The organism is Caballeronia sp. A2-2, assembly GCF_057612605.2.
Genome location: NZ_CM172587.1, coordinates 1,289,802 through 1,309,790 on the forward strand (window position 1 = coordinate 1,289,802; position 19,989 = coordinate 1,309,790).

Genomic DNA, 19,989 nt, shown 5'->3' on the forward strand with positions numbered 1-19,989 from the left:
CCTTCGCTCATGCGTGAGAGCGACGGTTTTCGGGCCGCGCGAGCCACTCTTCGATCGACCGAATCGAATCGAATGGCGCCAGACCGATGCCTAGCCGGACCGATGACAAGTACCCACTCAACGCGCCGGCGATGGGGTCGCCAGGTTGCAACGTGTGGACGCCCGCAGTCAGGAGCCACGACTCCAGACGCCTTCCGGTGTGGTCGAAGAACGTCCATTGCCCGGCAGCGATTTCATGAGCCGGAGCAAATGCGAGTGCGTCGGCGCGAGTGGCGAGAACGCTTAATGTTTGCGTAGGCCTGTGCAACGCGAACACATAGCCGGTGATTGCGTGTTGCGGCGAACTCGGATCATCGGCTTCGGAACCGGAAGGGTCGCGGCTGCGGCCGCTACAGCGGAACGACGACAGCAGTGCGGTCCACGTCGTCGTGTATCGTTCGAAGTGCTCGATGTGCGCAGTCAGGGTGAAGATCAACATCGTGGTTCCGACGTGAGCAATCGCCTGGCTTTGCCGCATCGGCGCATGCGTCCCGCGCCACCAATAGTCGAGCAGCACTGCCGGGACGCCGTCCAGCGTGAATGAGGCGTGCCCGAGAAGTGTGAAGCCGGGAAACTGCTTTTCCAACGCGCGTTGTTGCCGACCTACGTATTCGTGAAGGTCGTCGTGTAGAGCGTCGTCGTCACGTGTGATGAGAATGGCCGCGTCTTTCTTCGGGTCACCGGAGCCTGTCAGCCGAAATGACGTGATGGACTGATTGCGCCATCCATCGGGAGGGACAATGCTGCCTTCCTGGAAACGATAAATGCTCAAGCGTGCCTCGAAAGCTTTGATATCGAGGACCGATTTTTCTTGAAAGCAGGGTGCCAGGTAAGGCGAAAAATCTGAACATCCGCAAGGAAATACGATGACTGAAGCGCAATTCTGCTGTCATCAATCAGCGATCCTGCCTAAAGCAAAAAGGGCACGCCAACCTCGCGTGCCCTTTTCGTATCTCATGCCGATGCGCTTACTTCACCCGCATTCCCGGCTTCGCGCCATCATGCGGCTCCAGAATATAAAGCCCCGGTTCCGCCTTCTCATCCGCCGCCGACGCCGCCAGCACCATGCCTTCCGACATGCCGAACTTCATCTTGCGCGGCGCGAGATTGGCGACCATCACGGTCAGCTTGCCGATCAGATCCTGCGGCTGATACGCCGACTTGATGCCCGAAAACACGTTGCGCGTCTTTTCCTCGCCGATGTCGAGCGTCAGTTGCAGCAGCTTGTCCGAGCCTTCCACCGCGCGGCAATCGACGATCTTCGCCACGCGCAGATCGACCTTCGCGAAGTCATCGATGGAGATGACGCCAGCGTCCTCTTCCTTCTTGACGTCCTTCTTCGCCGTCGATGCAGGCGCCGCGGTTTCCGCGCCCGGCTGCAAGGACTCGCGATTCGCCGCGAGCAATGCTTCGATCTGCTTCGGATCGACGCGCGTGGTCAGATGCTTGTACGCATTGATCGCGCTGGACGACGACAGCGGCGTGTCCACATCCGTCCACACCAGCGGCGCAATGCCGAGGAACGCTTCCACCGATTGAATCAGCGTCGGCAGCACCGGCTTGAGCGCCAGCGACAGCAGACGGAACGCTTCCAGACTCACGCTGCACGTCTCATGCAGCGCGACGGCGTTGGCCGGGTCCTTCGCCTGATCCCACGGCTTGGCGGTATCGACGTACGCGTTCACGGCATCCGCGAGTTCCATGGTCGTGCGCAGCGCGCGGCCATATTCGCGCGATTCGTAGAAGCCCGCGATCTGCGGAACGGCGGCGCGCATCTGCGCCAGCAGCGGGTGCTGCATCGCGCTGTCCTGCACTTTCCCATCGAAACGCTTGATGAGAAAACCCGCCGCGCGGCTCGCGATATTCACGTACTTGCCGACCAGATCGCTGTTCACACGCGCCTGAAAATCTTCCAGATTCAGGTCGATGTCTTCCATCGTGCTGTTCAACTTGGCCGCGAAGTAATAGCGCAGCCATTCCGGATTGATGCCCGTGTCGATCACGCTTTGCGCGGTAATGAACGTGCCGCGCGACTTCGACATCTTCGCGCCATCCACGGTGAGGAAGCCGTGCGCGAACACGTTCGTCGGCGTGCGATGGCCGGAGAATTGCAGCATCGCCGGCCAGAACAGCGTGTGGAAATACAGAATGTCCTTGCCGATGAAGTGGTACTGCTCGGCCTTAGCGCCTGGCTTGACCCATTCATCGAAATTCAGGCCGATGCGGTCCGCCAGATTCTTGAAGCTCGCGTAATAGCCGACCGGGGCATCGACCCAGACGTAGAAGTACTTGCCCGGCGCACCGGGAATTTCGAAGCCGAAGTAGGGCGCATCGCGCGAGATGTCCCAGTCGGCGAGTTTCGATTCGCCCTTGTCGCCGAGCCATTCGCGCATCTTGTTCGTGGCTTCGGGCTGCGCAAGGCCGCTCACCCAGCCGCGCAGAAAGTCTTCGCAGCGCGGGTCGGAGAGCTTGAAGAAATAATGCGTCGATGTCTTGCGGATGGGCGTCGCGCCCGACACCACCGAATACGGGTTGATGAGGTCGGTCGGCTGATAGGTCGAGCCGCACACTTCGCAGTTGTCGCCGTATTGATCCTTCGCGCCACATTTTGGGCACTGGCCCTTGATGAAGCGGTCCGGCAGGAACATTTCCTTGACCGGATCGTAGGCTTGTTCGATATCGCGCGCTTCGATCAAACCGGCTTCCTTCAGCGCCAGATAGACCGATTCGGAGAGCACGCGGTTTTCGTCGGAATCGGTCGAATAGTAATTGTCGAACGAGATGCCGAAGCTGTCGAAATCGCGCTTGTGTTCCTTCCACACGCGCTCGATCAGTTGCTTGGGCGTGATGCCTTCCTTCTCCGCGCGCAACATGATCGGCGTGCCGTGCGTGTCGTCCGCACCGACGTAATAGACCTCGTGGCCGTGCATGCGCAGCGTCCGAACCCAGATGTCCGTCTGAATGTATTCGACCATGTGGCCGATATGAATCTGACCGTTCGCATACGGCAGCGCGGACGTGACGAGAATCTGGCGGCGTGTGCCCTGAGCGGCAGGCGCGGCGGAAGCGGTAGCGGAAATCGGTGCTGACATAAAGGCGCGGCCCGGGAATGCTGGTGTTGGGGGAAAAAGCGGAATTTCGATTTTAGCAGGGAGGGGGAGGAGGGCGTGGTGGGTGGTGGCGAAGGTCTCGCGTGATGGTGGTTGAAATCGCTGCGTTTGGGCAACTACGAAAAACAACAAATAAGTTGCCTTTTTCGCGTAGCATGATACAACATAGATGTTGTATTTTGACTTCTTCGACAAGCGTTGGAGAGGGTATGAAATACAGCGAGTTCCGGAGGTGGCTGAAAGAGCAGGGAGCGCAGTTCGCCCCTGCCAGGGGTAGTCACTTTCGCGTGACGCTCAATGGTAAAAGCACCATCTTCCCTGATCACGGCAGCCGCGAAATCGGTACAGGACTGGTCGCGCGAATCAAAAAGCAACTTGGACTGAAATGAGAAGAGGCGCCGCAATGTTCTTCGGAGAATCCGCCACCATGTTGTCCTATCCAGTGAATCTGGAACTCGACACCAACAACACCTATCTGGTCAGCTTTCCGGACATTCCGGAAGCTATTTCCGTCGGCGACGACGAAGACGAAGCGCTGCTCAACGCGCTCGATGCACTCGAAAGCGCTATCGAAATCTACTTCGATGAGAAGCGTGAAGTTCCAATGCCGTCGAAATCGAAGAAGGGGCAGCACGTCGTAATCTTGCCCGCGCTTGTCGTGTCGAAAGTTCTGCTTGCCAATGAAATGATCCGCCAAGGCGTTCGCAAGGCGGAACTGGCACGTCGTCTGAACGTGCATATGCCACAGGTGGATCGCCTGCTCGATCCGCGTCATTCTTCAAAGATCGAGACGATCGAGGCGGCCTTTTTGACACTCGGCAAGAGACTGAACATATCGGTTGCCTAAGCGCGTTCGAAACAACCTGCACCAATCCAGCGCGCAAAAAAAAACCGGGGCTCAAAGCGGGCCCCGGAGCAACAACGACAAGAGGAGAATGGCAGGCCGCGACCTGGTCGCGCGCCTACCGAAGAGACAGACACGAACGGCGCGCGCGAGTTTCAAATTTTTTTACGTCATGCGTTCGCCGCCGTTGTCCGCCGCCCGCCGTTTCAGCAAAAACGGCGATTTCTCCATCAAAATCAACGCATTACTGCGCCTGACCCGGCTGAGCCATCGCGCGCAGGTAAATTTCCACGCGACGATTCTGCGCGCGGCCCGCTTCGGTCGAATTGTCTGCGATCGGCTGGTTCTGGCCCATGCCCTGCGACGACAGACGCTGCGCCGCCACGCCGTGCGTCGAGACATACGCCGCGACGCTCTGCGCGCGGTTCTGCGAAAGCGTCTGGTTGTACGCCGGCGTGCCGGTGTTATCCGTATGGCCGATCACGTTCGCGACCAGTTCCGGATGCTGCTGCAAGGTCTGCGTCACCGAGTTCAGCACCGGATCGAACGACGGCTTGATCGCGTAGCTGTTGGTATCGAAGGAAATCGAATTCGGGATGTTGACCTTGAGCGAGCCATCCTGCTGCTCGGTAACCTGCGTGCCGGTGCCCTTCGAGTCGCCGGAAATCTTGTTCTTGATCGACTGCCAGTTGTAGCCGACCACGCCGCCCGTCGCCGCACCCGCCGCCGCGCCGATGGCCGCGCCCTTGCCGCCACCGAAAATCGCGCCGATCGCCGCGCCCGTGGCCGCGCCCGCGCCGGTCCCGACCGCCGCATTCGTGCCTTGCTGAGTCTGGCAACCGGCGAGCAAGCCGCCGATCAACGCAAAGACGGACAGACGAACCATCAACTTTCCATTCATTTCGATCTCCTTGTTTCAACGAGCCTTTCGGCTCACGCGCAGCGAATGCGCCGGCAGTGCCGGCATGGTCAAAGGGGTCTTCGGACGAGCACCGGACCGAGCCTCTACAATAGTCAGAAAGGCGTCACTCTGCCCGATAGCATGAGTCCCCGGAAAACTTTGCTGCGGGATAGTGCAACGCGCGTGAAAACCGCGCAATGGGTCTAACAAATACTTGCAAATTCATCAGATAGTTGTCAGCCATCGACGGCGCTGAGCAACCACTGTTCCCACGGAGTTTCGATGAGCATCGACCGCGCGAAGATCGACACCGCACTTGCCACCCTGACCGACCCGAATACCCGGCGTACTTTCGTCGAGACCAGGAGCATCAAAAACGTGAGCGTGGATGACGCGAAGGTGAGCGTGAACGTCGTGCTCGGCTATCCGGCGAAAACGCAGTTCGAGCTGATCCGCGCGATGGTCACGAACGCGCTGCGCGAAGTGCCGGGCGTGCAGCAAGTCGAGGTCGCTGTCTCTTCGCAAGTGGTCGCGCACGCAGTCCAGCGCGGCGTGAAATTGCTGCCTAACGTCAAGAATATTGTCGCGGTGGCATCGGGCAAGGGCGGCGTGGGCAAGAGCACGACGGCGGTGAATCTGGCGCTTGCGCTTGCGCAGGAAGGCGCGTCGGTCGGCATGCTGGATGCGGACATCTACGGCCCTTCGTTGCCCATGATGCTCGGCATCAGCGGCCGTCCCGAATCGCCCGATAACCAGTCGATGAACCCGCTCACCGGCCACGGCATTCAGGCGAACTCCATCGGCTTTCTGATCGAACAGGACAACCCGATGGTCTGGCGCGGCCCGATGGTCACCTCCGCGCTCGAACAACTGCTGCGTCAGACCAACTGGCAGGACCTCGATTATCTCGTCGTGGACATGCCGCCCGGCACCGGCGACATTCAGCTCACGCTCTCGCAGAAAGTGCCGGTCACGGGCGCGGTCATCGTCACGACGCCGCAGGACATCGCGCTGCTCGATGCCAAGAAGGGCTTGAAGATGTTCGAGAAGGTCGGCATTCCGATTCTCGGCATCGTCGAGAACATGAGCACGCATGTGTGCTCCAACTGTGGTCACGAAGAACATATCTTCGGCGCGGGCGGCGGCGAGCGCATGTCGAGGGAATACGGCGTGGAGATTCTCGGCTCCTTGCCGCTCGATATCGCCATTCGCGAACGCACGGATGCCGGTCAGCCCACGGTCGTGTCGCAGCCGGAGAGCGGCATCGCCGACAGTTATCGGGCGATTGCGCGGCGCGTGGCGGTCGCCATTGCCGAACGTCAGCGCGACATGACTTCGAAGTTTCCGAGCATCGTGGTCCAGAACACGTAAGGCCCAAAGTCGAAGCGAATCGTCGCGATGGTCGCGAGCCTTGTGCAGCGCGGCTCGCGTTATGATGTCGCCTTGACGCGGCAATGCCGGCACATGGGTCCGAGCGGGCCGCCAAGAGGATCGCATGAGAGACAGGTTCGACGGGAGGGCGCTTTACGCCTTGTTTGCAATGACTGCGTGCAGCGTGATGCTGAGCGGCTGCGGCATCCTCTTTCAGAATCATGAAAAACGCGCGGACGCCACGCTCACGCCCACGCCCGGCTACAACGCGCGCGGCACGATCACGCTGATCGAACGCGCCGATGGCGTGCAGGTTTCGTACAACCTCACCGACATGCCGCCCAACAGCGAGCACGCGCTCGAAGTTCACGAGCGCGGCGATTGCATCGCGGTGAGCGATCAGGACACGGCGGGCCCGGTGTTCGCGGTGCCGTCCGAACGCACGCGCGCGGGCGCGCGGCTGGAGGGCGAACTCGGCAACATTCGCGCGGATGCCACCGGCGCGGCCACCGGCTTCATCGTCGCGACGGATGTCTCGCTCGACGGCGTGCGCTCGGTCATCTCGCGCGCCATCATGCTGCATCGGGAAGCCACCGATCCTTACGCGGTCTCTCCGCACAATGTCGGCCCGGCGCTCGCCTGCGGCGTGATCCGTCGATAAAGCCCGCGCGGCCTGCAAACGCGCCGCGCCATTCGCGTAAAATACGCGCTTTCGTCATCGACATTGTCTGGCCTGCACACGCACATGCATACGCACATGCGACGCACGGCCAGGCTCCGTTTCACCGCGGCCGCGAGCATGAAATCCGCGCGCCTCAACGTTGGGTAACGTCCCCTATGAGCATCAAGTCCGACAAGTGGATTCGGCGCATGGCCGAAGAACACAAAATGATCGAGCCGTTCGTGCGCGATCAGGTGCGCGTGAGCGAGGACGGCCGCAAGATCGTCTCCTACGGCACGTCGAGCTACGGCTACGACATTCGCGTGGCCGACGAATTCAAGATCTTCACCAATATAAATTCGACCATCGTCGATCCGAAGAACTTCGACGAGAAGTCCTTCGTGGATTTCAAGGGCGATGTCTGCATCATTCCGCCGAACTCGTTCGCGCTGGCGCGCACGGTCGAATATTTCCGCATTCCGCGTTCGTGCCTGACCGTGTGTCTGGGCAAGTCCACGTATGCGCGCTGCGGGATCATCGTCAACGTGACGCCGTTCGAACCGGAATGGGAAGGTTACGTCACGCTCGAATTCTCGAATACGACACCTTTGCCTGCCAAAATCTACGCGAACGAGGGCGTCGCTCAGGTTTTGTTCTTCGAGAGCGACGACGTTTGCGAAACGTCGTATGCGGATCGCGGCGGCAAATATCAAGGTCAGCACGGCGTCACACTGCCGAAAACCTGATATCGCTCGTACGTTGGAGAAACATCAACCAGCGATGGTTGTCGAAAGACCGCTGGCATCGAGTTCGGAGACTCGGCGCAGCGGTCGTTCCATTTGGAGAATCGCCTCATGAAGTTTCGCTTTCCTGTCGTCATCATCGACGAAGACTTTCGTTCCGAGAACATTTCGGGTTCCGGCATCCGGGCGCTGGCCGAGGCGATCGAAAAAGAAGGCGCCGAAGTGCTCGGTCTGACGAGCTACGGCGACCTGGCCGCGTTCGCGCAACAGTCGAGCCGCGCCTCGTGTTTCATTTTGTCGATCGATGACGACGAACTGCTGCCCTACGCGGACAACGTCGTGGTGGAAGGCGACACGCCGGAACTGGCGTCGGCCATCGTGGCGCTGCGGGCGTTCATCAACGCCGTGCGCCGCCGCAACGCGGATATCCCCATCTTCCTGTACGGCGAAACGCGCACGTCGCGCCACTTGCCGAACGACATCCTGCGCGAACTGCACGGTTTCATCCACATGTTCGAGGACACGCCGGAATTCGTCGCGCGCCATGTGATTCGTGAAGCGAAGGTGTATCTGGATGCGCTCGCGCCGCCATTCTTCAAGGAACTGGTGCAGTACGCGGACGAAGGTTCGTATTCGTGGCATTGTCCGGGACACTCGGGCGGCGTGGCGTTCCTGAAGAACCCGCTCGGCCAGATGTTCCACCAGTTCTTCGGCGAGAACATGCTGCGAGCGGATGTCTGCAACGCCGTGGACGAACTCGGGCAACTGCTCGATCACACCGGCCCGGTCGCGGCGTCCGAACGCAACGCGGCGCGCATCTTCAGCGCCGATCATCTGTTCTTCGTGACGAACGGCACGTCCACCTCGAACAAGATCGTGTGGCATGCCACGGTCGCGCCGGGCGATATCGTGCTGGTGGACCGCAACTGCCACAAGTCGATCCTGCACGCCATCACCATGACGGGCGCGATTCCCGTGTTCCTCACGCCGACGCGCAATCACTTCGGCATCATCGGGCCGATTCCGCGCGACGAGTTCAAGCCGGAAAACATTCGCCGCAAGATCGAGGCGAATCCGTTCGCGCGCGAGGCGCTGGCGAAGAACCCGAAGGTGAAGCCGCGCATCCTCACGATCACGCAGAGCACGTATGACGGCGTGATCTACAACGTCGAAATGATCAAAGACTTGCTGGGCGATCTGCTCGACACGCTGCATTTCGACGAAGCCTGGCTGCCGCACGCCGAGTTCCATTCGTTCTATCAGGACATGCACGCGATCGGCGCGGGCCGGCCGCGCACGGGCGCGCTCGTGTTCGCGACGCATTCGACGCACAAGCTGCTGGCAGGCATTTCGCAGGCCTCGCAGATTCTCGTGCAGGACAGCGAGAACAGCACGTTCGACTTCCACCGCTTCAACGAAGCGTATCTGATGCACACGTCCACCTCGCCGCAATACGCGATCATCGCGTCCTGCGACGTGGCCGCCGCGATGATGGAGCCGCCCGGCGGCACCGCGCTCGTCGAGGAATCGATCGCGGAAGCGCTGGACTTCCGCCGCGCCATGCGCAAGGTCGATGCCGAATACGGCGACGACTGGTTCTTCAAGGTTTGGGGCCCGGAGTCGCTGGCCGAAGAAGGCATCGGCGACCGCGAAGACTGGATGCTGAAGCCCAACGACCGCTGGCACGGCTTCGGCGCGCTCGCGGAAAACTTCAACATGCTCGACCCGATCAAGGCGACGATCATCACGCCGGGGCTGGACGTGGACGGCTCGTTCGGCGACAGCGGCATTCCGGCCGCCATCGTGACGAAGTATCTGGCGGAGCACGGCATCATCGTGGAGAAGACGGGGCTGTACTCGTTCTTCATCATGTTCACCATCGGCATTACCAAGGGCCGCTGGAATTCCATGGTCACCGAGCTTCAGCAATTCAAGGACGACTACGACAACAATCAGCCCTTGTGGCGCGTGCTGCCGGAATTCGTCGCGCAGCATCCGTCGTATGAGCGCATTGGCCTGCGCGATCTGTGCGAGCAGATTCACAGCGTCTATCGCGCCAACGACATCGCGCGGCTCACGACCGAGATGTACCTCTCCAGCATGGAACCGGCGATGAAACCGTCCGAGGCGTACGCCAAGCTCGTGCACCGCGAGATCGACCGCGTGCCCATCGATGAACTGGAAGGGCGCGTGACGTCCATTCTGCTCACGCCGTATCCGCCGGGCATTCCGTTGCTGATTCCGGGTGAGCGCTTCAATCGCACGATCGTCGATTATCTGCGCTTCGCGCGCGAGTTCAACGAGCGCTTCCCCGGCTTCCACACGGATATTCACGGGCTCGTCGGCGAGGTCATCAACGGGCGTATCGAATATTTCGTGGACTGCGTGCGGACCTGAGGTTCATCGGCGCGCGGCCGCTTCACCAGACGATCAGCACGGTGATCGTGTCGGTGTAGCGGCCGGGCATCGGCGCGGCCTGCGCCGGGACTTGTCCATAGACGGTGAAGGTCTGGGCCGCGCCGGTGCTGTCGCCGAAGGCGGGCGACGAGCCTTGCGTGCCATCGCCCCAGACGGCCGTATGCGCCGAGTTGAGATAAAGCTGATAGCCGATGGTTTCGGTGCCCCCCGCGCGCGTGAGCTTGCGCGCGGCGATGGTGCCGCCATCCGACGAACCGCCGTTCAACGCAAGGTTGAATTCCGCGCCCGGCGTGCAGGTCGCGGTGATGCGGCTGGTCGCGTCGATCGCGGTATCGATCGCCAGTTGCTGGCCGAAGGCTAAAGGCGTCGCGGTGATGTTGCAGTTGCTTCCCACATTGACCATCGCGACGAACGATGCTGACTGATAAGGCACGGTCGCCGTGCTGCAATCGGGCGGCGTGCCGCTGTAGCCGACATAGACGAAGTAGGTATCCGCAGCGGAAAACGTCTGCAAATACGTGCCCATCGTCACTTGCTGGCCGGGCGGAATGCGCCCGTAGAACGGTTCCTGCGCCCATACATTGCCGCTGGGATGCACGGGCAGGTCGATCACATACGGCGTGGTCGCAGGGTTCAGAACCGAACCCCAGATGTTCACGTGATTGGCATCGGTATAGAGGTTGTAGTCGAGCGTCGTGCCGTTGACGCCGGTCAGCACGCGCGGCCGCGTCGAACCGATGTTCAGACACAGGCGGACCATCGGCGTGCTGTAGCCGCTGCAATTGACGATGACCGCGCCGACCACTTCGGTCGGCTCGCTGTAGGTCGTGTCGTATTCGCCGAAGTCGGTGTAGCCCACCGAGAACGAACACGTTTGCGCGTGCGCCGCGTTCGGCAGCGCGAGCCACGCACACAGCGCGACGAGTCCGGCCATCACCATCCGCATGATTCACTCTCCCTTTGTTTCGCCATCCTTCGTATCCTTGCCCTGACAGATGAACGGCCCGATCTGCGGCAGTTCGTGCGAGGACGGCGGCGCGAACGGCACGCTCGCGGAACAATCCACTTTCGGGCCTTTGATGGTCACGGTATTGGTCGCATCGAGCTGGCTGAAGAACGCGATGCCGTCGAAGCCGACGATCACCGTTTCGCCCGTGCTCTGGTTGGTCGCGGCGGCGCCTTCCTTGATCGGCGCGTTGTTGGCATCGACGAAACTCACGGACGCGCCCTGATAGCGCGACAGCTTGAAATGCGCGAGCGCACCCGCGCGGCGCTCCGGCGTGATATAGAGGCGCGCGGTGTCGATGCGCGCATCGGCGGGCAGCGCGAGCGAATCGATGGCGATCTGATTGCGCTGATACGACTGCAAATCCGGCACGAGCAGATAGCCGCCCGAATCGGTCATGCCGACCTTGCGGTTCTCCAGACTCACCGGCACGCCCGCGACGCCATCGGTCGAAACGAGCGCGAAGCCGTCCGTGACGGTGCGTGTGGGCAGCACGGCGCGGTCCATGATCGCGATGGCGCCGGTCAGTTCCGCCGTGCCGGTGGTCGTGCCGTTGAAGCGCTGCGCGGTCGCCTGGAATTCGCCGAAGCTCGTGCGATAGTCCGCGCCCGCGAACGCATGCCGGTAATCCGCGCCCGCGCCCGCCTGCACGGACCAGCCCCAGCCGCCGCCGAAATCGGCGGGACGCGAGGCGGTGACATCGGCCGTCGTGTGACCGCCGGATTGCGACAGCGTCGTGCTGACCGCCATGTTGCCGCCGAGCGCGAGCGTCACGCCGATCGAGCCGCCCCACACGTTCTTTTGCAGGAAGTCGCGATAGGTCGTCGCGAAGATCGACCAGCGGCGGCCGAACTGCGCGTTCCAGGCGAGCGTGACGACGCGCGCGTGGCCTGAGAACGAGTCCTCGGAATCGACGTAACTGACCGTCGCGGATTGCGCGTGTGCAAACGAAACCGAGGTGGTTGCCTGATAAATATGCTGGAACGTGGACGTGCCGCTCAACGCAGCGACATCGCGATAACCGCTCGATGCTTGCGTGCCTTGCAGGTTCATCGAATATTTCGGCCCGATGTACTGATACCCGAGGCTGTAGAGCGCGCCCGTCATCCCGCCGATGCGGCTCGCCGCAAGCGCCGTGCTGAACACGCCGAATCCGCCCGTGCTGAAGACCGCGCCGCCGCCGCCGTTGGCGAGTCCCTGACCGCCTTCCGAGTGCGCCTGCAAGGTGAGCCAGTCGGTCGCGCCATAGCTGAACACGCCGTTGTAGACGGGCGAGTGTTCGTAGCTGAAGGAATCGACCGTGTAGTTGTCACGCAGAAAGCCTGCTTCGAACGAATAGTTGAACAATCCCTTCGAGAGCAATCTTGCGTCGATGTAGAGCGGCACGCTCGTGGTCACGCGCCGCCCGAGCGCATCCGTCACGACGACTTGCGCGACGCCCGCGCCCGTGAGACTCGGCGGCTGCGCGATCTGAAACGGTCCGGGCGCGACTTCGCCGCTGTATTGCCGCAAGCCGTTGATGTAGAGATCGACCGCCGATGGCACCGCCGCCGATGCGGAAAACGTCGGCAAGGGAAACGTGATGAGGTCGGGCCTGAGGCTGAAGTCGCGCTGAATCTGCACGCCCGCGAAGCGTACCGAACGCGTCCACGGCAGTGATCCGGAGACCGAATCGCCGACCGTCGTTGTGAACAGTTTCGCCGGGTCCGAGTAGGACCAGTTCGTGTCGAGGCGCGTGTAGCGGCTCGAAGTGCCGCCATTGTTCACCCACGTGCCGGTGTTGTCGAACACGCCGAACGGCGAAAAGAAACGCTGCTCGCTCCAGATGCCGAGATCGTCGTTATGGTTCTCGCCGAATTCACGCGTATAGCTCACGTCGTAGTTGAGCAGGAAGCCGGTGCCGGGCGTTGCCTTGGGCGTCACCGGTTGCGTGTAGCCGATTCGGCGCGTGGTCTGGCGCGTGAGATCGACATCGAGGATCGCTTGTTGACGCGATGGCGAATAGGTCGCGCGCAATCCGGGAATCGAGGAGAGCGCGAGCCATCCGTCGCTGTCAGGCTTGAGATCGTTCACGCGGATGCCCGCGTTTTCCAGCGTATGCGGCTCGGCGTAAAGCTGACCGTGACGCAACTCGAAATCAGACGGTTCACCGAGACTCGTCCCATTGATGACGATTTCGAGCACGAGCTGTTCGTTGGTGTCGGCCTGCGCGCCGAACGGTTGCAGGCGTGGCGCGCCGGAAAGGTTCGGCACGCCAGCGGGCGAACCACCGGTTATATCAACCTGCGCAATGGCGCTCTGCGACAGCAAGACAATAGCGATGCCATACGCACGGCGTTTGCGTGCGATTCGTTTCCGGCGATGCGGTTCATCGCACACGTTCAGGGCTGCGCGTTCTCGCTGAGACGGTCCGTGACGGCCGTGCCGTTCACCGTCGCCACGACGCCGGCCGTCTTGCCGCGCAGACTGCGCGCTGTGTCGGGCAGCGGCCATGCGCGGGTGCGTCCGGGCAGCACGTAACCCAGCAATCCGGTCGATACCACGATGTCGCCCGCATCGCCCTTGAGCGACACGACGCTCAATTGCGCGTGGACCGCGCCGCTGTTCGTCACGCGCAGGAAGGTCTTGCCGTCTTTATCCACGACGATCCATTGCAGCTTCGGACGGGTCGCTTCTCCGGCTGGCGAAACAAATAGGGGTACGGAATATCGAAAACGAAACTGAACGGCCTTGCCTTGCGCGCCGCTTTCGGGCGGCAGTTCATCGATCAACAAACGATACGCACGTTCCTGCGGCGCGGGCGCCATGTCGCCGCGAATCACGCGGATGATCTGCACGCCGCCTGCGGCCACCTCGGCGATCGGCGGGCTGGCGACGATCTCGCGCGTCGGCGTGAGCTTGTCCGTGTCGTCGGCCTGATCCCAGACGAAGGCGCGGACTTGCGCGTGAATCGGATCGGCGCCGTCGTTGCGCAAGTTGATGACCTTGCCGCCTTCGGTGCTGGCGAGTTGTATCGTCACCGGCGAAATTTGCAACGATGCAGCGAGCGTGGCGGAGCCTTGCACGAAGAGCAAAACCGCGCACACATACGATGCGATTTTCGACATGGTTCGTCTCCTGAGTGCTCGCGGGCTATGTCGATTGATATTCCTTTAGATTGCTTTAGGCAAGGTAGAGCAGCATGCTTTTGGCGACTGTTCATCGCCTCTCGTGGATGGATGGAAACGTTCGCGTCATGCGTTGCCGCGAATGCAAAAACGGCCTTCCGAGGAAGGCCGTTCGCGGTGCTGCGTTTGCTTCGAATGCTTCGACTATCAGAACACGACAGTCGCGGTGATGGTCGATGAATACGCGCCCGGAGCCGGGGTGTCTTGCGATTGCACACGGCCGAAGACCGGGATGCTTTGGCTGTCGCCGTTGCCCGTGCCGGCGAAAGTATCCGTGCCGGTCGTCGCGCCCCAGACTTGCGTGCGGCTGGCATCGCGATAGAGGTTGAAGGCAACTGATGCATCGCCGCCAGCGTTGCTCATGGTGCGATCCGCGATGGTCGAACCGGCAGCCGTGCCTGCGTCCAACGCGACGTTATAAGCCGTGCCCTTGGTGCAAGTCACCGACAACGACGAACTGCCGTCCACGTTCTTATCGAGCACGCCCGCGCTGCCAAAGTCGAGCGGGTTGGCAGCGATGGAGCAATCGTCCTGCACCGTCAGCGTCACATCGAACGTCGCAGTCTTGGTACCAGCCATTGCGCTCGGCGAAGCAACCGCGCCCAGAACAGCAACGCTGGAAACGATAGCGATGAGAGCGGCTTTATTGAACAGGTTACGCATGGTGTGAGGCTCCAATATCAAGAAAACGATGGCTGCCGGTTTCGATCTGGCTGATCTCTTCGGCATCGCGAGAACATGTGTCAATGATAGGGAGCGCGACATTAAGATGGAATGAGACGGTTCTTAATTGAGATAGCGTATCGGGCTGTTTCTGTTGCTGTAATTGGTGTTCGCACGTTTTCGAGATGCTGGCGCAAACGCAAAAACGGCCTTCCGAGGAAGGCCGTTCGCGGTGCTGCAAGTGCTTCGACTATCAGAACACCACGGTTGCAGTGATGGTCGATGAATACGCGCCCGGTGCCGGTGTGTCTTGCGATTGCACGCGGCCGAAGACCGGGATGCTTTGGCTGTCGCCGTTGCCCGTGCCCGCGTAGGTATCGGTGCCCGTCGTCGCGCCCCAGACTTGCGTGCGGCTGGCATCGCGATAGAGGTTGAAGGCAACCGATGCATCGCCACCGGCGTTGCTCATGGTGCGATCCGCGATGGTCGAACCTGCGGCCGTGCCTGCATCCAGTGCGACGTTGTAGGCCGTGCCCTTCGTGCAAGTCACCGACAACGACGAACTGCCGTCCACGTTCTTATCCAGCACGCCAGCGCTGCCAAAGTCGAGCGGGTTAGCGGCGATGGAGCAATCGTCCTGAACGGTCAGCGTCACATCGAACGTCGCGGTCTTGCTGCCAGCCATTGCGCTCGGCGAAGCAACTGCGCCCAGAACAGCAACGCTGGAAACGATAGCGATGAGAGCGGCTTTATTGAACAGGTTACGCATGATGTGAAGCTCCAATATCAAGAAAACGATGGCTGCCGGTTTCGATCTGGCTGATCTCTTCGGCATCGCGAGAACATGTGTTAATGATAGGGAGCGGGGCATTAAGACGGAATGAGACGGTTCTTAATTGAGATAGCGTATTGGGCTGTTTCGGTTGCTGTAATTGGTGCTCGCGCGTTTTCGAGATAACGGCGCAAACGCAAAAACGGCCTTCCGAGGAAGGCCGTTCGCGGTGCTGCAAGTGCTTCGAATATCAGAACACGACAGTCGCGGTAATCGTCGATGAATACGCGCCCGGAGCCGGTGTGTCCTGCGATTGCACGCGGCCAAACACCGGGATGCTTTGGCTGTCGCCATTGCCCGTACCGGCGAAAGTATCCGTGCCAGGCGTCATACCCCAAACTTGCGTGCGGCCGACATCGCGATAGAGGTTGAACGCCACCGATGCATCACCACCGGCGTTGCTCATCGTGCGATCAGCAACCGTCGAACCTGCGGCCGTGCCAGCATCCAGCGCGACGTTATAAGCCGTGCCCTTCGTGCAAGTCACCGACAGCGACGTGTTCCCGTCCACGTTCTTATCCAGCACGCCAGCGCTACCGAAATCAAGCGGGTTCGCCGCGATGGAGCAATCGTCCTGAACCGTCAGCGTCACATCGAACGCTGCGGTCTTGCTGCCAGCCATTGCGCTCGGCGAAGCAACCGCACCCAGAACAGCAACGCTGGAAACGATAGCGATGAGAGCGGCTTTATTGAACAGGTTACGCATGGTGTGAAGCTCCAATATCAAGAAAACGATGGCTGCCGGTTTCGATCTGGCTGATCTCTTCGGCATCGCGAGAACATGTGTTAATGATAGGGAGCGGGGCATTAAGACGGAATGAGACGGTTCTTAATTGAGATAGAAGCCCGGGCGAAACCCCTCGTAGAAACTGGCCTCAACGCTATTTCAAGATACAAAAACGGCCTTCCGAAGAAGGCCGTTCAAAGCGATATCAGACGTACCGGACGATCAGATCAGTCCTTCCGCCTTCATCGCCGCCTGCACGCCGGGCCGCGCGCCGACGCGCGCCTGATAGGCCACCAGCACCGGCCACTTGCCCAGATCCAGGTCGATATGCTTCGCCCAGCCGAGCACGGTGAAGAGATACGCATCGCCGATACTGAACTCGTCGCCGAGCAAAAACGCGTGACCTTCGAGCTGCTGCGCCACATACGTCATGCGTCGGTCGAGATTCGCCGATGCAACCGCGCGCCAGTCGCTTCCCGCAGCAGGATTGAAGAACGGCGAAAAGTTCTTGTGCAGTTCCGTGCCGATGAACGTCAGCCAGCTTTGCAGCCGGTAGCGCGCCATGCCGTCGGCGAGCGGGGCGAGATGTTTGGCTGGCACCTGGTCCGCGATGTATTGCATGATCGCCGGGCCTTCCGTGAGCACTTCGCCGCTGTCGAGTTGCAGCGCCGGGACATAGCCCTTCGATGTGATCTGCGTGAAATCCGCGCCGCTTTCCGTACGCTTGGTTTTCAGATCGACGGATTCGATCTCGAACGGCAAGCCCGATTCGACGAGCGCGATATGCGAGGCGAGCGAGCATGCGCCCGTTTTGTAAAAGAGTTTCAAGACGTTTCTCCAAATGAACGGCCCGGCATTATGAAGGATGACGTCCACGAAACGATTGTCACGTTGTCCGAAATAGTGAGGAGATTTGTGCGCGATCTAGTCGAGAATGTAGTCGCGCGCGTTGGACAGCGGCGTGGGTGCGCGTTCGAAGGCAGGGTCCGCCATCATGTCGTGCAGGGCGTCTTCGAGTGTAGTGCACATCGTGTTCAGCGCGAGATCGTTTTCTTCGAGGCCGAACGGGTCTTCGATCTGCGCGGCGATCGCTTCCAGCGCCATGAACGCGTAGGCCACGAGCAGCGCGAACAACGGCGTGAGCAGACCCGCGCCATCGACGAGACCGAACGGCAGCATCACGCAGAAGAGATAGATCGTGCGATGGATCATCACGGAATAGGAGAAGGGCAGCGGCGTGGTCGAGAGCCGCTCGCATCCGCCGATGACCGCCGACAGCGTGTTCAGGTTGGCGTCGAAGGCGAGTTGCATCTGGCTGTCGATGGTGCCTTCGCGTTTGCGTTGCGCGACCCATTCGCCGAGCCACAGCAAGATCAGCGCGGCGCGGAACTGCGCGGCGCGCACGCGGGCATGAAGCTCGGGCGTTAGGCGCGGCGCGAGATCGGTCAGCGCATCGGTGCCGCGTAGCTGATGCCGCAGCGCATGCGCGAAGCCGCCGAGCGCCGCGACGAAACGCCGCGTGTCGGCGGCATCGGATGGATGCGGAAGACTCAGCGCCTGACGCGTGAGCGAGCGTGCCGTGATCGCGAGCGTTCCCCACAGCTTGCGGCCTTCCCACCATCGTTCGTAGCTCGCATTGTTGCGAAAGCCGAGAAACACGGCCAGCGCGATACCCACCAGCGCGAACGGCGGCGTGCCCAGGCCGATTGAATAGCCGCGCGTGTGGTCGTGCATGAAGATCGCCACGATGGACAACACGAAGATAAGCGCGAGCCTCGGCAGCAATTGCGGCAGCACGGAGCCGCGCCAGGCGAACAGCAATCGGAACCAGTTCAGTTTGGGACGGATGATCATGGCGTGGACGCGAAAGGTTGAATTATCGCGACATGATAAGGCGGCTGAATCTCAAACGCCGCCGACTGGTTCGCTGCGCGCATCGTTGAAGGCGCAACTGCCTATGTTCGTGCTAACTCATCCGCGCCGCGCCAACTAGAATGAAGGGCAACCGGACCGGCATCGAGTTATATAAGTTAGTCATCCAGATTTATTGACGAGGGGGCTTGTCATGATCGCTGTGAAGCGGAGTGTCGGTTTCGTATTGTTGCCCTTGTTCGTGCCTTGCACGGCCGCCGCGCACGGCACGGTGGAGACGCCGGTCAGCCGCGTCTACGCATGCTATCTCGAAGGGCCGGAGAACCCGACATCGGCTGCATGCAAAGCGGCGGTCGCGGTGGCGGGGCCATCGTTTCTCTACGATTGGGCGGGCGTCAATCAGTTGCCGAACGGCGATCACAAATCCTTCGTGCCGGATGGTCATCTCTGCAGCGGCGGCAAGCCCAACTATTACGGCCTCGATCTCGCGCGCGGCGACTGGACCGCTACATCGATTTCCGCCGATCTCAGCGGCAATTACACATTCGTGTGGAACGCCACCGCGCCGCATCAGACGCGCTACTTTCAGATGTACATGACCGTCGATGGCTACGACTTCAATCAGCCGCTGAAATGGTCCGATCTCGACAGCAAGCCGTTTTGCGAAATCAATACCGTCACGCTCGACAACGGGCGATACAAGCTGCAATGCAAGCTGCCGTCGGGCAAGACGGGCAGGCGCATCATCTATACGATCTGGCAGCGCAACGACAGCGCGGAGGCGTTCTATGCGTGCAGCGATGTCGTCATCAACGGTGTGAAGACGACGTGGCGCGAGGTGCGTCCGTTGCCCACGACCGCGCAGGATCAACCGGCGGGCATGAAGGTCACCTTGCGCGTGTTCGATGCCGATGGCCACGATGTCGAGTCGATCAGCTATACCGTGACCGCGCAGACGACCGCCGCCGCCGACTGGGTGTATGCGATGGCGCAGAAGGTCAACAACGAGTCGAAGCACGTGCGGCTCGGGTTGATCGACAACAACGGCAATATCGTCGTGCAGAAGCAGATTTCGCAGAATCACATCTATGTGGATGGTCCGCAGGACTATAACTTCGTGATGGATTACACGGGGACGGCGCCTACGCCTGCTCCTACGCCTTCGCCTTCGCCTGCGCCCACTCCCGCACCGACGCCAGCGCCTACGCCCGCTCCAACGCCCGCGCCCGCACCCGCACCCGCACCGACTCCAACGCCCACACCAGCACCCGCACCTTCACCAACCCCCGCCGGCACCTGCGCAGTCCCCTGGCAAGCAGGCACGACCTACAAGACCAAGGAAAACGTCTCGCTCAACGGCCACAACTACAGCGCGCGCTGGGAGAACACCGACGACCCTTCGCGCAATTCCGGCAACGGCAAATCGTGGCAAGACATGGGCACCTGCTCGGGCCAGACATCGCTTGCATGCGCCGCGCCGTGGAGCGCGAGCAAGACCTACGCGAACGCGGGCACGACCGTCAGCTCCAGCGGCAGCAACTATCGCAACAAGTGGTGGAGCGCCAATGTCGATCCGGTGACCAACTCCGATGGCGCATGGGAAAAGGTCGGTCCGTGCAAGTAATCGCCACGCGC

General features: G+C 61.1%; 18 protein-coding genes. 7 read left to right on the forward strand and 11 right to left on the reverse strand.

All coding sequences use genetic code 11. The annotated features are described in order from the left end of the window. Positions 1-7: 7 nt before the first annotated feature. Together ACZCWR_RS06085 and metG are read right to left on the reverse strand one after the other, a co-directional pair. Positions 8-811: a DcrB-related protein gene (locus ACZCWR_RS06085; protein WP_487302812.1), complete on the reverse strand. Its 804-nt coding sequence runs from the start codon at positions 809-811 to the stop codon at positions 8-10. 196 nt (positions 812-1,007) lie between these two features. Then, a complete protein-coding gene (gene metG, locus ACZCWR_RS06090) occupies positions 1,008-3,131 on the reverse strand; it encodes a methionine--tRNA ligase (RefSeq protein WP_487302813.1) in 2,124 nt (707 codons plus the stop codon). 227 nt (positions 3,132-3,358) lie between these two features. Here metG and ACZCWR_RS06095 point away from each other — a divergent pair, with 227 nt between their 5' ends. Then, entirely contained in the window at positions 3,359-3,538 is a 180-nt protein-coding gene (locus tag ACZCWR_RS06095) for a type II toxin-antitoxin system HicA family toxin (RefSeq protein WP_487302814.1), read from the forward strand. A gap of 38 nt (positions 3,539-3,576) precedes the next feature. Continuing rightward, positions 3,577-3,996 carry a type II toxin-antitoxin system HicB family antitoxin gene (locus tag ACZCWR_RS06100; RefSeq protein ID WP_487302815.1) on the forward strand — a complete coding sequence of 140 codons (420 nt, stop codon included), beginning with the start codon at positions 3,577-3,579 and terminating at the stop codon, positions 3,994-3,996. 241 nt (positions 3,997-4,237) lie between these two features. Here ACZCWR_RS06100 and ACZCWR_RS06105 read toward each other — a convergent pair whose 3' ends face one another. Beyond that, positions 4,238-4,894: a YiaD family glycine zipper/OmpA-like lipoprotein gene (locus ACZCWR_RS06105; RefSeq protein ID WP_487302816.1), complete on the reverse strand. Its 657-nt coding sequence runs from the start codon at positions 4,892-4,894 to the stop codon at positions 4,238-4,240. Between the two features lie 282 nt (positions 4,895-5,176). Between ACZCWR_RS06105 and apbC the strand changes: the two genes are divergently transcribed. From apbC to ACZCWR_RS06125, 4 genes are all read left to right on the forward strand, one after another. Beyond that, complete coding sequence (apbC, locus tag ACZCWR_RS06110; protein ID WP_487302817.1) at positions 5,177-6,265, forward strand: iron-sulfur cluster carrier protein ApbC; 1,089 nt, start codon at positions 5,177-5,179, stop codon at positions 6,263-6,265. Positions 6,266-6,389: 124 nt separating this feature from the next. Continuing rightward, positions 6,390-6,926, forward strand: a complete 537-nt coding sequence (locus ACZCWR_RS06115) for a superoxide dismutase family protein (RefSeq protein WP_487302818.1) — start codon at positions 6,390-6,392, stop codon at positions 6,924-6,926. 176 nt (positions 6,927-7,102) lie between these two features. Then, positions 7,103-7,672 (forward strand): dCTP deaminase, encoded by a 570-nt coding sequence (dcd, locus tag ACZCWR_RS06120; RefSeq protein WP_487302819.1) that lies wholly within the window; start codon positions 7,103-7,105, stop codon positions 7,670-7,672. 108 nt (positions 7,673-7,780) lie between these two features. After that, a complete protein-coding gene (locus ACZCWR_RS06125) occupies positions 7,781-10,066 on the forward strand; it encodes an Orn/Lys/Arg family decarboxylase (protein WP_487302820.1) in 2,286 nt (761 codons plus the stop codon). A gap of 22 nt (positions 10,067-10,088) precedes the next feature. On the opposite strand, the gene ACZCWR_RS06130 is transcribed toward ACZCWR_RS06125, so the two are convergent. The 8 genes from ACZCWR_RS06130 to ACZCWR_RS06165 all read right to left on the reverse strand — a co-directional run bounded on the left by ACZCWR_RS06130 (position 10,089) and on the right by ACZCWR_RS06165 (position 18,336). After that, positions 10,089-11,033, reverse strand: a complete 945-nt coding sequence (locus tag ACZCWR_RS06130) for a Csu type fimbrial protein (protein ID WP_487302821.1) — start codon at positions 11,031-11,033, stop codon at positions 10,089-10,091. Between the two features lie 3 nt (positions 11,034-11,036). Further along, complete coding sequence (locus tag ACZCWR_RS06135; RefSeq protein ID WP_487302822.1) at positions 11,037-13,403, reverse strand: fimbria/pilus outer membrane usher protein; 2,367 nt, start codon at positions 13,401-13,403, stop codon at positions 11,037-11,039. A gap of 71 nt (positions 13,404-13,474) precedes the next feature. Continuing rightward, entirely contained in the window at positions 13,475-14,200 is a 726-nt protein-coding gene (locus ACZCWR_RS06140; protein WP_487302823.1) for a fimbrial biogenesis chaperone, read from the reverse strand. 207 nt (positions 14,201-14,407) lie between these two features. Then, complete coding sequence (locus ACZCWR_RS06145; RefSeq protein ID WP_487302824.1) at positions 14,408-14,923, reverse strand: Csu type fimbrial protein; 516 nt, start codon at positions 14,921-14,923, stop codon at positions 14,408-14,410. Between the two features lie 253 nt (positions 14,924-15,176). Then, positions 15,177-15,692, reverse strand: coding sequence for a Csu type fimbrial protein (locus ACZCWR_RS06150; RefSeq protein ID WP_487302825.1), 516 nt, complete (start codon positions 15,690-15,692; stop codon positions 15,177-15,179). A gap of 253 nt (positions 15,693-15,945) precedes the next feature. Next, a complete protein-coding gene (locus ACZCWR_RS06155) occupies positions 15,946-16,461 on the reverse strand; it encodes a Csu type fimbrial protein (protein WP_487302826.1) in 516 nt (171 codons plus the stop codon). 243 nt (positions 16,462-16,704) lie between these two features. Beyond that, a complete protein-coding gene (gene gstA / locus ACZCWR_RS06160; protein ID WP_487302827.1) occupies positions 16,705-17,310 on the reverse strand; it encodes a glutathione transferase GstA in 606 nt (201 codons plus the stop codon). A 96-nt stretch (positions 17,311-17,406) separates the two neighbouring features. Next, the gene (locus tag ACZCWR_RS06165; protein ID WP_487302828.1) at positions 17,407-18,336 is read right to left on the reverse strand and encodes a bestrophin family protein; all 930 of its coding nucleotides are present in this window, start codon (positions 18,334-18,336) and stop codon (positions 17,407-17,409) included. A 211-nt stretch (positions 18,337-18,547) separates the two neighbouring features. Here ACZCWR_RS06165 and ACZCWR_RS06170 point away from each other — a divergent pair, with 211 nt between their 5' ends. Then, positions 18,548-19,978, forward strand: coding sequence for a lytic polysaccharide monooxygenase (locus ACZCWR_RS06170; RefSeq protein WP_487302829.1), 1,431 nt, complete (start codon positions 18,548-18,550; stop codon positions 19,976-19,978). Positions 19,979-19,989 lie beyond the last annotated feature (11 nt).

Coding starts and splice junctions, on each gene's coding strand:
- metG (WP_487302813.1), bottom strand. CDS start 3,131: ATGTCAGCACCGATTTCCGCTACCGCTTCCGCCGCGCCTGCCGCTCAG.
- ACZCWR_RS06095 (WP_487302814.1), top strand. CDS start 3,359: ATGAAATACAGCGAGTTCCGGAGGTGGCTGAAAGAGCAGGGAGCGCAG.
- ACZCWR_RS06100 (WP_487302815.1), top strand. CDS start 3,577: ATGTTGTCCTATCCAGTGAATCTGGAACTCGACACCAACAACACCTAT.
- ACZCWR_RS06105 (WP_487302816.1), bottom strand. CDS start 4,894: ATGAATGGAAAGTTGATGGTTCGTCTGTCCGTCTTTGCGTTGATCGGC.
- apbC (WP_487302817.1), top strand. CDS start 5,177: ATGAGCATCGACCGCGCGAAGATCGACACCGCACTTGCCACCCTGACC.
- ACZCWR_RS06115 (WP_487302818.1), top strand. CDS start 6,390: ATGAGAGACAGGTTCGACGGGAGGGCGCTTTACGCCTTGTTTGCAATG.
- dcd (WP_487302819.1), top strand. CDS start 7,103: ATGAGCATCAAGTCCGACAAGTGGATTCGGCGCATGGCCGAAGAACAC.
- ACZCWR_RS06125 (WP_487302820.1), top strand. CDS start 7,781: ATGAAGTTTCGCTTTCCTGTCGTCATCATCGACGAAGACTTTCGTTCC.
- ACZCWR_RS06130 (WP_487302821.1), bottom strand. CDS start 11,033: ATGCGGATGGTGATGGCCGGACTCGTCGCGCTGTGTGCGTGGCTCGCG.
- ACZCWR_RS06140 (WP_487302823.1), bottom strand. CDS start 14,200: ATGTCGAAAATCGCATCGTATGTGTGCGCGGTTTTGCTCTTCGTGCAA.
- ACZCWR_RS06145 (WP_487302824.1), bottom strand. CDS start 14,923: ATGCGTAACCTGTTCAATAAAGCCGCTCTCATCGCTATCGTTTCCAGC.
- ACZCWR_RS06150 (WP_487302825.1), bottom strand. CDS start 15,692: ATGCGTAACCTGTTCAATAAAGCCGCTCTCATCGCTATCGTTTCCAGC.
- ACZCWR_RS06155 (WP_487302826.1), bottom strand. CDS start 16,461: ATGCGTAACCTGTTCAATAAAGCCGCTCTCATCGCTATCGTTTCCAGC.
- ACZCWR_RS06165 (WP_487302828.1), bottom strand. CDS start 18,336: ATGATCATCCGTCCCAAACTGAACTGGTTCCGATTGCTGTTCGCCTGG.
- ACZCWR_RS06170 (WP_487302829.1), top strand. CDS start 18,548: ATGATCGCTGTGAAGCGGAGTGTCGGTTTCGTATTGTTGCCCTTGTTC.